This is a genomic window from Archaeoglobus profundus DSM 5631 (assembly GCF_000025285.1).
GTDB classification, from domain to species: Archaea; Halobacteriota; Archaeoglobi; order Archaeoglobales; family Archaeoglobaceae; genus Archaeoglobus_B; species Archaeoglobus_B profundus.
In genome coordinates this window covers 594406-607319 of the sequence record NC_013741.1, presented here as the reverse complement: position 1 = coordinate 607319, position 12914 = coordinate 594406, and the positions used below count along the sequence as shown (strand labels likewise).

9 protein-coding genes are annotated in these 12914 nt (G+C 41.4%); 5 read left to right on the top strand and 4 right to left on the bottom strand.

The features are described from left to right. The first annotated feature begins 31 nt into the window (after positions 1-31). Both ARCPR_RS03535 and ARCPR_RS03530 read left to right on the top strand, forming a co-directional pair. Positions 32-1420 (top strand): aspartate kinase, encoded by a 1389-nt coding sequence (locus tag ARCPR_RS03535; protein WP_012940108.1) that lies wholly within the window; start codon positions 32-34, stop codon positions 1418-1420. A 168-nt stretch (positions 1421-1588) separates the two neighbouring features. Beyond that, positions 1589-4186, top strand: coding sequence for a cation-translocating P-type ATPase (locus tag ARCPR_RS03530; RefSeq protein WP_012940107.1), 2598 nt, complete (start codon positions 1589-1591; stop codon positions 4184-4186). Positions 4187-4198: 12 nt separating this feature from the next. Here the strand turns inward: ARCPR_RS03530 and ARCPR_RS03525 are convergent, their stop codons facing one another. The 3 genes from ARCPR_RS03525 to acs form a co-directional block, all read right to left on the bottom strand. Continuing rightward, the gene (locus ARCPR_RS03525; RefSeq protein ID WP_012940106.1) at positions 4199-4867 is read right to left on the bottom strand and encodes a phosphoribosyltransferase; all 669 of its coding nucleotides are present in this window, start codon (positions 4865-4867) and stop codon (positions 4199-4201) included. A 95-nt stretch (positions 4868-4962) separates the two neighbouring features. Continuing rightward, complete coding sequence (locus ARCPR_RS03520) at positions 4963-7590, bottom strand: UPF0182 family membrane protein (protein ID WP_012940105.1); 2628 nt, start codon at positions 7588-7590, stop codon at positions 4963-4965. Positions 7591-7774: 184 nt separating this feature from the next. Then, entirely contained in the window at positions 7775-9700 is a 1926-nt protein-coding gene (acs, locus tag ARCPR_RS03515; RefSeq protein WP_012940104.1) for an acetate--CoA ligase, read from the bottom strand. 462 nt (positions 9701-10162) lie between these two features. On the opposite strand from acs, the gene ARCPR_RS03510 reads away from it, so the two are divergent. Genes ARCPR_RS03510 through ARCPR_RS03500 form a run of 3 tightly spaced genes read left to right on the top strand, consistent with a single transcriptional unit; the run spans position 10163 to position 12481 of the window. Beyond that, a complete protein-coding gene (locus tag ARCPR_RS03510) occupies positions 10163-11029 on the top strand; it encodes a damage-control phosphatase (protein ID WP_012940103.1) in 867 nt (288 codons plus the stop codon). A gap of 32 nt (positions 11030-11061) precedes the next feature. After that, complete coding sequence (locus ARCPR_RS03505) at positions 11062-11646, top strand: cysteine-rich small domain-containing protein (protein WP_012940102.1); 585 nt, start codon at positions 11062-11064, stop codon at positions 11644-11646. 40 nt (positions 11647-11686) lie between these two features. Further along, positions 11687-12481: an RNA-processing protein gene (locus ARCPR_RS03500; protein ID WP_245526155.1), complete on the top strand. Its 795-nt coding sequence runs from the start codon at positions 11687-11689 to the stop codon at positions 12479-12481. 1 nt (position 12482) lies between these two features. On the opposite strand, the gene ARCPR_RS03495 is transcribed toward ARCPR_RS03500, so the two are convergent. After that, on the bottom strand, positions 12483-12881 hold the full coding sequence (locus tag ARCPR_RS03495) for a hypothetical protein (RefSeq protein WP_012940100.1): 399 nt from the start codon (positions 12879-12881) through the stop codon (positions 12483-12485). Between the last annotated feature and the right edge of the window lie 33 nt (positions 12882-12914).

The window sequence follows — 12914 nt, the reverse complement described above, 5'->3', positions numbered from 1 at the left end:
GTTATTATACTCTTTCACTTCGCTTTTGCAGATGAGAATCGTCATGAAGTTCGGTGGAACAAGCGTTAAGGATGGTTCGAGCATACTTCACTGTGCAAAGCTCGTAAAGAGATACGTCAACGACAACGAGGTCGTTGTTGTAGTCTCTGCAATGGCCAGTGTCACGGATGCTCTTCTAAATATAGCCGAAAAGTGTTGCGTTGAAAGAGCACGCGGACAGATTAAGCTCTTTATAGCGGATATGATGAAGAGACATTACGAAGCTGTTGAGATTGCCGTAAAGAGCGAGGAAATAAAGAACAAGGTTTATGCGACATTGGGTTCTTTATTTGATGAGCTTGAGAAGGTTTTGCTCGGTATAAGTTATTTGGGTGAGCTTACAAATCGAAGCAGAGATTACATTCTATCCTTCGGTGAGAGACTTTTGGCTCCAATATTCTCAGCGTGTTTAATCTCCTTAGGTGTGAATTCCGTAGCTTTAACGGGTGGAGAGGCTGGGATAATAACTGACAGAAACTTTGGAAGGGCTAGACCACTACCAAAAGCGTATCAACTAATAAGGAATAGGATAGAACCTCTTATAAAGATAAACAAGATAGTCCCAGTCATTACGGGATTCATAGGTACTACGGAGGACGGAATAATAACGACTCTGGGAAGAGGAGGTAGTGATCTTACGGCAACGCTGATAGCTTCGGCAATAGATGCCGATGAGGTCTGGCTCTGGAAAGAAGTTGATGGAATCATGACAGCCGATCCAAAGATCGTCCCAAACGCAAGGGTAATTCCCCAGATATCGTATCAAGAGGCTATGGAGCTTTCACACTTCGGCGCAAAGATTCTACATCCAAAAGCTTTGGATCCCGTTATTAAGAAGAAGATACCGGTGAGGATAAAGAACACATTCAACCCAGATGCCGAAGGAACAGTAATATGTGAATCCACAGAGTCGACAAGTGACATCGTTAAAGCTTTGAGTTTGATAGAGAAGGTTGCAATAGTCAACGTAAGTGGAGCTGGGTTTGACTTTGCTGAAATAATGGCCAAAGTCTTTAGGAGGCTTGCAAATGCAAAGGTGAATGTCATAATGGTCGCTCAGAGTTCTTCGGAACTCAATCTGTCAATAGTGATAGAGAAATCCGACCTTCCGAGAGCGTTGGAGGCCCTTGAAGACCTGAACGGTGAAAACGTCAAGATAGACAAGATCGACGATGTTGCTGTAGTGAGTGCCGTAGGAGCTGGAATGGCTGGAACTCCGGGTGTAGCAGGTAGAATATTCTCCGCTTTGGGCAAGAAAGGCATAAACGTGATAATGATAAGCCAGAGCTGTTCAGAATACAACGTATCATTTGCCGTCAAGAGAGATGAGGGTAGGGAGGCAGTTAGAGTAATACACGACGAGTTTAAGCTCGGAGGATAATGGCATCTCGATTAAACTTAGGCTGTAGATTTATTTGCTTAGGCGAAGAAAAAATTTAAGCGCTTGTGCTTGCCTAGTGCTTATAGTTGGGAGTATCTCGCAATTGGTAGAAAGCTACGATCCTACTTTTGAGGTAAAGTTATTATTAAATGTAAACAACATGCATAGATGGAAAAAGATATCGAATGGTACAGAATACCAACATCGGAAGTTCTTAAGTTAGTAAAAAGCTCGCCTCAGGGTATAACAGATGAAGAAGCCGCAAGAAGGCTTGTGTTATATGGTTACAATGAGATTAAGGAGGAAAAGAAAATTAGCGAAATTTTAAGGTTCCTGTCTCATTTCAGCGATCCTTTAATTTACATCTTAATAGTATCCGGAACAATAACGGCAATCCTTCGTCGATATGTAGATACGATCATAATATTTCTGGTCGTGTTGATAAATGCAGTAATTGGTTACGTTCAGGAAAGAAAAGCAAAGAAAACGATTGAATCTTTAAAAAAGATGGTAGAGATTAGAGCAAGAGTAATAAGAAAGGTTGAAAAAGAAATTCCTGCAAGAGAGCTCGTTCCGGGAGATGTAATAATACTAGAAGCTGGAACGAAGGTTCCAGCAGATGCAAGGCTTTTAGAAGTAAAGAATCTAACTGTCGATGAATCTCTGCTAACGGGCGAGTCCACGCCTGTTGAGAAATTTTCTGAAACTATTCTAAAGAAGACAGCTGTTGAAAGGAACAACATGGTTTTTGCCGGGACACTAGTTCTTGAAGGATATGGAAAAGCCGTTGTTGTTGCTACAGGCGAGAATACCGAGTTAGGTAAAATCGCAAAGACAGTTAAAACAGAAAAAGGTGTTGAAACACCTTTGCTACGCAGAATAAAACGACTTAGCAAGTTCATTTTCTTTATAATTGTTGCAGTTTCAATCTTAAATTTCACAATTGGATTGTTAAGAGGTTACAATCCCACATTCATGTTCTTAGCCTCCGTTAGCTTGGCTGTTGCGGCAATCCCCGAAAGCTTGCCCACTCTCGTAACGATGAGCCTTGCAATCGGTGTTAGAGACATGGCAAAAAGAAAGGCTGTAGTTAGAAAGCTACCAGCTGTAGAATCTCTAGGAAGTGTTACGACGATATGTACAGACAAAACTGGAACACTTACGCAGAATAGAATGAAAGTAATAAGGATATTTGCTGGGGGAAAAGAGTACGACGTTGAGAGAGTTGGTAGAGAAGAACTCGCAAAACATCCTGAGGTTTATCTCACAATAAAGGCCGGGTATGTGTGCAATAAAGCACTTTACTTTCTAAAAGATGGAGAACCAGTAACGAGCGGAGATCCAACTGAAATTGCCCTCCTTGAAGTGGCATCGCTGACGGGGATCGAAGAACGTTTTAAGGTTATCGATGAAATCCCATTCGATCCAACATTACGCTACATGGCAACCGCAGTAAAGGAGGGGAAATCGGTAGAAATCTATGTAAAAGGATCAGTGGAGGCCGTTCTTTCAATGTGCAGATGGGCTTTAATAGAAGAAAAGGTTGTAGAGCTTGATAGGCACAACATTCACAAAATTGCGTCAGAGTTAGCCCTTCAGGGTTTGAGGGTTTTGGCGTTTGCATACAAATCTGTCAATTTAGAGGAATTCGGTAGCATTGAAGAACAACTGGACGACTTAATCTTTCTCGGTCTTCAATGCATGATTGATCCTCCAAGGGAGGAATGCTATGAGGCAATTAGAAGGTGTAAGGAAGCTGGAGTAAGAGTTATCATGATAACTGGAGATCATCCCAGTACAGCATTGTTTATTGCAAAAGAGCTCGACATTAGCGGTGAAGTTGTTACTGGCGACGAAATTGAAAAAATGAGCGATGATGAGCTTAAAGAAGTATTGAAGAAAACGAACGTATTTGCAAGAATATTGCCGAAAGTTAAGCTAAGAATAGTCAAGTTGTTGCAAGAACTGGGTGAAATAGTTGCAGTTACAGGGGACGGTGTAAACGATGCTCCCGCTTTAAAGAGGGCAAATATTGGCGTTGCGATGGGATCTGGCACGGAAGTAGCTAAGGAATCGGCTGAAATAATTTTGCTTGACGATAACTTCGCAACGATTGTAGAAGCAATCGATGAAGGTAGAAACGTTTTCAGAAAGATTCAAAAGATTCTTGCATGGATGTTACCAACCAACGTTGGAGAGGGGATCGTGATTCTTGTAGCTTTTCTCTTAGGTATCACACTCCCGATTTTACCGGTGCAGATTCTCTGGATTAATACGGTCACGGCTGTGCTTTTGGGGACTACTTTGGTTTTTGAGCCAAGAGAACCAAATCTGCTTAAGCTCAAGCCAATGACTGAGGAGTTGCTGAATCCGGCGATTTTATTTAGGATAATCTGGGTAGCTATAGTTCTCGTTGCATGTGCATACTTTCTTTACTTCAGATATGATGATAACGAGATGATAGCAAGAACTATTGCAATGAACACCATAGTCTTTTTTGAAATATTCTACCTACTGAACTCAAGGAGCATCGACTTGAGTTTTTTAAAGACTCTTAAGTTTAAAAATAAAGCTGTGTATTTGGGAATCTTCGCAACGATCGCTTTACAGCTGGTAGCGACGTATTTGCCTAACTTCAACAAAATTTTGCACACCGTTCCACTTGATGCGGGTATGTGGTTCGAAATTGTAGCTGTATCTTCTTTAGTATTTATCCTCGTTGAGCTGGAAAAATATATGACAAATTTCTATAAAAATAGAAACTAAATTGAGTTTTTGCTATTTCAAAAACTCTAGCATCTCTTCATCGCTGATATCGTGCCACTCTAAATAAGCGTCAGCGACCGCGTAGGGATAAATATCTCTCAGGTTTATGCAGAAAATGCCATCGCAGTTTTTGATGATTAAGTCAATTGCATGCGAAGAAGCTGTAGGGACTGCAACGTATATTTTATCGTAAAATCTTCTTGCACTTTTTAAAGCCACCAACATTGTATATCCAGACGCTAAACCATCATCAACTATGAATGTAACCTTATTTCCCTCTCCAATTAAAAATTTCTTAGGAATTATCTTCAGCCTTTTTGCAATCTTTTCTCTGGTCTTCTTTATCTGCACATCAACAACTTCTTCACTAATGTTGTAATAGCGAATTGCATCCTCGTTCAATTCAAAGTCGCTAAACATGCTTAGTGCACCGAAACCAGCTTCGGTCGTCCACGGAAATAGGATTTTTGAGACCAAGAGGACTTTCAACTTCAAACCAATTTTTTTAGCCATTGCCGAAGCTACGGGAACTCCTCCAGCAGGTATCGCGACCACATCCGTTTTATCTTTATCTACATCAAGATTCTTCAAAATTAAGTTGGCGAGCTTGTTTCCCGCATCGATTCTGTCTCTGAAAACTCCAAACTTGTTGTAGTATTTCTCATCTTGGATTACGAACATGTCGATAAAGTTAAACTAAAAGAAGTATAAAATCTTAAGCGTACTGCAGGTAGTAGTAGCATATTCCATCCATCGCTGTCAACGTAGAATTGACGTTAACGCCCTGCAGTCTCGTTTAGCTTGCTAATAGTTTTTCCAAGCTTCTCAATGTATTCACCGAATCCTGTCCAGTTACCAGCCCCTGCTTCCTCCCTTGCCTTGTCGTAAAGCTCGACCAATTGCCTCACAAGATTCTGAACACTCTCCTCTTCAACGATTTCAGGCTTAGCTTCCTTACCAAATACCGCTATCAAAGACTCATCAAGCGTTGGTCTCATCGCCAGCATGTCTTTGTAAACAACTATAACACCCCTAAGCTCTGGAATCTGAGCATTTTCAGCCCTCAGATAGATAGGCTCTATGTACAGTATTGAGTTCTCTATGGGGATAACGAGCAAATCGCCTCTAATTACCTTAGACCCAACCTGTCCCCAGAGGGTGAATAACTGGGAGATGTCAGCATTTTGATCAATTCTCGCCTCTATTTGCATAGGACCATAGATGAGTTGTCCTTTTGGAAATTCATACAGCCTCAACTCGCCGTAATCCTCATCACACCTTGCAGCCAGCCATGCAATGATGTTATCCCTTCCCTTAGGGGTGAACGGAAGCATTAGCAGGAACTCCGGCTTGTCGTTTCCGGGCAGAGTCAGAATGACATAGTAGGGCTCCATTTGTATTATGTCGTCCTCAAAAATCTCCTCCGGAATTTCCCAGACATCCTCGCGGTTGTAGAATGTTTTTGCATCGTCCATGTGGAAAGTCGCGTAAATATGTGCCTGAACCTCGAACAGATCAACCGGATACCTTATGTGAGCTCTCTCTTCTTCACTCATTTTATCTGCTGAGATGAAAAGATCTGGAAACGCTTTCATCAAAACCCTGATGACAGGTTCTTCCTGAATAACGTAGAATTTGGCCGTTCCGTTGTAAGCATCTACAAAAACCTTAACCGGATTTCGAACGTAGTTGAATGTCGGGTATCTTGCAGAGTATGGGAATTTGTCGAGGGTTGTGTATGAATCAATTATCCAGTATTGCTTTCCATCTATTATGGCTATATACGGGTCTCTATCATACACTAGGAAAGGTGCTATCGTGGACACTCTGTCTATTATATTTCTGTGAAACATCAACCTGCTTTCTGTTGTGATGTAATCGCTCAGTAGAAACTTAACGTCGCCGAATTTTATTGCGTATATGAGCTTTTTAAAGTACGAATCGAGCTTAACCCCTCCAGAACCATTGTAAGTTGTTAGAACGTTACCCTCACCCAACGGATAGTCAAATTCTTTCTGTTTGGTTTTAACGATCACGTAATTCGTTGTCAGCTCACCATAATAGATTTCGGGGCGTTCAATAGCTATTTTTCCCTTTGGAGGAATGTCCTCAATTATCAGATCTGGCAACCCCACCTTGGTTACGGAATTTACCGGCGAGGCGACGACACCATAACCATGAGTAAATATTAGATGCTCGTTAAGCCACGTTTTTGCTCTTGGCGATAGCAAATCGGTTGAAAGTTCCCTTGCAGAGATCATAATCTGTGTATACTTTCCATCAATGTAGTAACGATCTACATCAACGTCATTTACAAAGTAATAAGTTCTTATCTGCTGCATCTGCCTGTAAACACTGAGTAGAGGACGGTGATCCCAGATTCTAATGTTGTCTATGGTGCCACGATTTCTCTCAATTGTATCGACGCTGAGGTTGTTCTCGGCAGAGTAATACATTTTATTAACGTTTAAGCCGTAAGCAAACCTCGTAAAGTCAATGCTGTATCGTATGTATTCCTCCTCTTTAACAAGTTCATTCGGCTCAACTTCAAGCTTCTGAACCACAGCAGGAGCAACGACAATTGAAAGGAGTATTACAACTGCCAGAATGATGAAGGGTATAGGCATAGCATTGATGTTTCGTTTATAGCCAAGGTAAATACATGCTACAGCCAAAAAAAGAGATAGTATCGCAATCAGTCCCATTGCGGGAAGTCTTATGTGGACATCGGTATAACCAGCACCCATTACAGCTCCGTGTGGAGATGTAAGCAGATCAAACCTTGCAAAGTAGAAGTACACTGCTATGAAGATAAAAATGCCAGCTAGAAGCAGAGAGATGTGAACGTATCCCGTTTGGGGGAATTTATCTTTAAGCTCATCAAAACTTTTAACATCTCTGAATACAAAAGCGTAATACGCTACTGTAATTGAGATGGTAAGCAAGAGCAATGCAAGGAAAAAGAAAAGTACAGTCTGAATGAATGGGAGTTTGAAAACGTAGAAAGAGACATCGAGCCCAAAAATCGGATCTTTAAGGTTGAAGTCAACCGAGTTTGTGAAGTAAACGTACTGAAGCCACATACGAGAAAAGATCAAAGCTACTGTTAGAGCTAATAGTATATTAACCCAGAATGGCAGTTTGAGTGATTCACCTAGCTCGTGGCTTACTCTTTTAAGGGCAAAGTGGTTGAGGCTAAGTATGGCAAGAGCAAAGGCAAAAAAGATTACGAACAAGATAATCTTGTAATACAGCATTGCCATAAAGATAGAACCGAGATTGAGAGACTCAAACCAGAGAAACTCCGTGTAAAGATGCAAGGCAATACCTAAAGAAACCAAAAGTGCAATAAATGTACCCAGAACTACTTTTTTACCTGTCGTAACTTCGAAGTTGTTTTCCATCTTTATAGTTGATTTTCATCATATTTATTTCTTGCGATTACATATTTTCGATTTAAAATAATATATGCAAATATATACGTCTGCTCTCCGTTTATAGGTAAATTACTAGCATTATCTGTTTATAGTAGGATTTTTGCTGATAAAGTAAGAGTATAGAGTTTGCAGTTTATACTACATAAATAAATCATTTTGCCCTCCTAACATCCTTGATCCTCTCAACAACCGTGACGTCTTCGAGGGTTGTGATATCTCCTATTTCTTCGCCCTTCTCGATAGCAAGTAGAATCCTACGTACTATCTTTCCACTTCTTGTCTTTGGTAGTTGTTCGACGAAGTATATCTCTTCAGGTACGGCTATTGCACCTATTTCATTTCTAACATGAGTTTTAAGGTCTTTTTCAAGTTTGACGCTCGGCTCGTAGCCCGTCTTAAGAACAACAAATGCGATCGGCACTTGACCTTTGATTTCGTGGGGCTTACCGATAACTGCTGCTTCACTTACAGCTTCGTGAGATATAAGAGCACTTTCGATTTCAGCGCTTCCAAGCCTGTGACCGCTGACCTTCAGAACTTCGTCGATCCTTCCTATTATCCAGTAGTATCCGTCCCCATCCCTCCTTGCTCCATCCTCAGCATAGTAGATGAGTCTACCCGAGCCATCTAACCGCCAGTATTGTTTGACAAACCTTTCTGGCTCGCCCCATAGATTCCTGAACATTGCTGGCCATGGGTTCATTATTACGAGCTCTCCGCTGTCTGCTGGATTTCCATCCTCATCGCGTATATTTACTAAAATTCCCGGGAAAGGAAGCGTTACAGAACCGGGCTTGAGCTTTGTTATGCCGGGTAAAGGTGCTATTATGATCATGCCTGTTTCTGTTTGCCACCATGTGTCGATGACGGGGCATCGCTCGTTTCCTACATACTTGTAATACCACTTCCAAGCTTTAGGATCTATCGTTTCACCGACCGTTCCAAGCAAACGCAACGAAGATAGATTGTGTTTCTTCAACCACTCCTCTCCGAGTTTCATGAAGTAGCGTATTGCAGTGGGAGCAGTGTAAAAAACGGTCACACCATACTGCTCAATAATGCTCCACCATCTGTCCGGCTGTGGATAGTCTGGAGCACCTTCGTAGATTAGCACGGTCGCACCGTTGCTAAGAGGACCATAGACAACATAGCTATGTCCAGTGATCCAGCCTATATCTGCTGTGCACCAGAATACATCTCTATCTTTCAAATCGAAAACCCACTTGGTTGTAATGTGAGTGCCAACGTTGTAACCCCCATGAACGTGCAAAACGCCTTTCGGCTTGCCAGTCGTTCCAGATGTGTAGAGTATGAACAACGTGTGTTCGCTGTCGAGAGCTTTGCACTCACACTTGTTAGGAAGACCTTCTTCCAGTTCATGCCACCAGACATCTCTTCCATCGACCATATTCACATCATTGCCGATTCTCTCAAGCACAACAACGCTCTCAACGTTGCAACCCTCCAGAGCTTTATCAACGATGCGTTTAGTTTCAATAACCTTACCCCTTCTGTAGTAACCATCCATTGTAACAACCACTTTAGAATTTGCATCGTTTATTCTATCTCTTAAGGCTGTAGCTGAGAAACCCCCAAAAACCACATTGTGAATAGCACCAATTCTCGCGCATGCTAGCATCGCAATCGGTAGCTCAGGCACCATACCCATGTAGATTGTGACTACATCTTCCTTCCTCACTCCAAGCGCTCTGAGGGCGTTGGCGAATCTGCAAACCCTCCGGTAGAGTTCGCGGTAAGTTATCCTCTCCTTCTCGTTCTCAGGCTCTCCCTGCCATATTATTGCTGTTTTATCTCCTTTTGTCTCTACATGTCTATCGAGGCAGTTGTGGGTTATGTTGATCTTCCCACCAACAAACCATCTGTAAAAAGGAGCGTTACTACTATCGAGCACCTCTCTGTAGGGCTCAAACCACTCAATATCGTTCTTTGCAACAGAATCCCAAAATGTAAGATAATCTAAAGCCATCTCGTAAATCCTTTCATTGTTAACCCATGCATACCTTCTGGTTTCTTCCGATGGCTCATATACATCTTTTTGAGAAAATTTTTTTGACATTTTTTGCACCTAATTTACTTTAAATATTTCTCACTTATACTACACGAAGTCACAATTTAGACGTTGTGTAGTCTCGGAATCGTCCTAAGTATGAAGATGTAGAGAGGAGGCATTGTTGGCGGATGTTACCGCCAACAACGAGTGGTTACCCACTCTCAGTCAAATCCCTAAGATTAGAAAACCCGTAGGTTTTCAGTCTTAGAGATTTGACCTTCGCCTCCAATAGTTAGTTAGATTTCAAACTATATAATCTTTTCGGTACGTGGCATAAACATCTTGCAGAGTTCTACAGAAGGCTAAAACAACGCTTTAAAGCATTAAGATAATAGTTTTAAGCGATAATCTTTTAGATTTTTAAATTTTATTTTTTATTAAAATTTTTTAAGGTTTTCGAAAAGTGTAGTGGTAAGGTGTTGGGAATTTAAAGAGAATGATTTATCTGTCCAAAGCTGACTTTGGAGCATGAGAATTTATCCCATCTGTCCAGCTTGCCTGCTAAACAGGGCATACATGGAGAGCAGATTTGTAACCGACGATGAAGAGCTAATATTTAAGGCTGTAGGTGTCGCTCTGAAGGTTTTGGCTGAAAAATACTTCACTAGAAGTATAAACGCTCATATAGCGACGGAGATGCATAGAAAGGTTTACGAAGTTTTGGGTGTTGAAGATCCTTACAAAGAAGTTAAGGAGAAGGCAAATAAGGTTGCTATGGAAAACCTACCAATAGTAAAAGCTTTTGTCGAAAATCAGCCCGATACGTTTAGAGCTTCTGCAATAGCCTCGATAATCGCAAATACGTTTGACTACGGAGTTATGGGGCATGAGGTAGAGGATGAAGACTTTTTAACGTTCTTTATCAGAGAATTCAAGAAGGGACTGAAAATTGATGATCTAGATGAAATAAGGGAGCTTTGCAAGGGTAAGGTTTGCTACCTAACCGACAACTGTGGTGAGATTGTTATTGACACTCTCTTCATGAAGGAAATAAAGAAAATTTGCGAAAGGCTCACAGTAGTTGTTAGAGGAAAACCTATTATTAGTGATGCAACACTCGAAGATGCCCTAGCCGTTGGAGTTGATAAGATTGCAGACGAGATTTTAACAAACGGGGAAGGTGCTATAGGGATAATAGAGGAGGAGTTACCGCCTGAAACCTTGGAAAGGTTAGAAAGCGCGGATGTGATAATAGCTAAGGGAATGGCAAACTACGAGAGTTTATCAGATAGCAGATTCAAGCCCATTGCTTTCCTATTAAAGGCAAAGTGTAAGCCAGTTGCGATGGATTTGGGAGTTGAAGTTGGGGATATGATAGCAATGCTTAGACGATAGAGTTAAAATACCACCATTTTTAAGTTGATAGGATGAACGAGAATAGAGAAAAAACTCTTATAGAGTTGTTCAGAGCTTTAGACGGTATATACGGCCCGAATTACGAGTGCAAATACTACCCCTGCCACTTTTACGGTCAGGACTGTACATTCTGCTACTGCCCCTTCTATCCTTGCTTGATATACGACTTGGGAGGTGAACTGATTTTAACTGAGGACGGATACATTTGGAGTTGTAAGGGTTGCAACTGGGTGCATGAAAAGGAAAATGCTGAAGAAATTATTTACAGGCTCGGAAGCTATCCAAAGCAGAGACTTGTTGAGGAAGACTGGTTCTTCTTCAGCAGAGTTTTGCAGGAGATGATTTATGGGAGGGAGTTAGGTGTTTGGGTTGGTAGCTCTTACAACCTAATGCCAGCAATTCTTAGGGGTAAGGAGTGTGAAGAAGTAGAGAATATAGAATTCTTGGCTGTAACGCTCGAAGATTTCGAGATAGTTGACGTCAGAAGGATTAGCAATGTGGAAGATGCTGATTCAGAGATTATAATTCCGTTGAAGATTGGTGGAGAACTTTACGGAATAGATAATAGCGGTAGAAAGGTAATGTGTAAGCTTTGAAGGAACAAACGTTTTTAACAACTAAGCAAAATTGATGTTCATGTGGAAGACTTGGTTTGGTGAAGTTGAAGAGAAAGATGGCGATTACGTAGTGAAAAAAGCTGAAAATTTCGTAAAAGCCTTTAGAAGTGCTGAAAATGCTGAACCTTTGCCCTTTAACCTTCCAGAAGTGGGATTGAAGGTCTTCAAATCGCTAGAGGATTACTACAAAACTCTCAGAAAGATAGCTATAACCGTAACTGAGGAGGATGTTGAGAGGGAGCTTAAGAGGGAAGACAGGTATGCAATTCTACTTTTGAAAGCCTTAGACAAGCTCAACGAATCGATAAACATGCTCGAAGAGAAGCTCAGAGATGTTGAAGAGGTTAAGGTTAGTGAGGTAACTGAAGAGTTTAGAGAGTCAATAGACAGGTTGAAAGCTCTTAGGAGGAGAATAGAGAAGGAAATAGAGGATATAGTTACGAAGATTGCTCCGAACCTCTCTGAGATAGCTGGGCCTCTTATCACGGCCAGACTGCTTGAGAAGGCTGGTAGCTTGGAAAGACTAGCATTCTTACCGGGTAGCAAGATACAGATTTTAGGTGCTGAGAAGAGTTTATACAAGGCTTTGGCTAGGATGAGAAGAGGTAAGAGGGCTAAAACTCCAAAGCACGGTATAATATTCCTCCATCCTTTCATAAGAACACTGCCAAAGAAGAAGAGGGGAAAGATGGCAAGATTCATGGCCGCAAAGCTGGCAATCGCAGCGAGATTGGATTACTTCAGGGGTGAGCTTGACGAGAAGTTGGCTGAAGAGGTCAGAAGGAAGTATGAGGAGTTAAGGAGAAGTAAGTAAATTAAAGGCTTTCTGCATCGTAACCCAACATCACAACCCACCACCATCTCGCCATATCCATCAAATCCTTGCTGAACATTCCAGAAAGCTTGTACTCTCCATTCTTTATCGAAATCATACCCGCCCCCAAGAGCTTGTTTCTCATTGCATAAAACGATGATTTTGCCATTCCAAGCTCCTCCAAAATCTTCTCCCACTCCTCCACTTTCAACGGATTTCCAGATTTAGCTCTCTCTTCAATCATACTCACGAATTTAACGGCTTTCAAAGCAATTTCCTCCTTTCTAAAGAGTCTTCTCATAAGTTCGAGAAGGGGGTCTTTGGATTGAGAGATCCTTGCATTTGCTGATGATCTAACGATTATCGATGTCGAAGTCTTTGGTGCATCCTTAACCTTCATACTGCCTTTTAATCATCAGAAAATAAGACGTTA

Coding starts and splice junctions, on each gene's coding strand:
- ARCPR_RS03535 (WP_012940108.1), top strand. CDS start 32: ATGAGAATCGTCATGAAGTTCGGTGGAACAAGCGTTAAGGATGGTTCG.
- ARCPR_RS03530 (WP_012940107.1), top strand. CDS start 1,589: ATGGAAAAAGATATCGAATGGTACAGAATACCAACATCGGAAGTTCTT.
- ARCPR_RS03525 (WP_012940106.1), bottom strand. CDS start 4,867: ATGTTCGTAATCCAAGATGAGAAATACTACAACAAGTTTGGAGTTTTC.
- ARCPR_RS03520 (WP_012940105.1), bottom strand. CDS start 7,590: ATGGAAAACAACTTCGAAGTTACGACAGGTAAAAAAGTAGTTCTGGGT.
- acs (WP_012940104.1), bottom strand. CDS start 9,700: ATGTCAAAAAAATTTTCTCAAAAAGATGTATATGAGCCATCGGAAGAA.
- ARCPR_RS03510 (WP_012940103.1), top strand. CDS start 10,163: ATGAGAATTTATCCCATCTGTCCAGCTTGCCTGCTAAACAGGGCATAC.
- ARCPR_RS03505 (WP_012940102.1), top strand. CDS start 11,062: ATGAACGAGAATAGAGAAAAAACTCTTATAGAGTTGTTCAGAGCTTTA.
- ARCPR_RS03500 (WP_245526155.1), top strand. CDS start 11,687: ATGTGGAAGACTTGGTTTGGTGAAGTTGAAGAGAAAGATGGCGATTAC.
- ARCPR_RS03495 (WP_012940100.1), bottom strand. CDS start 12,881: ATGAAGGTTAAGGATGCACCAAAGACTTCGACATCGATAATCGTTAGA.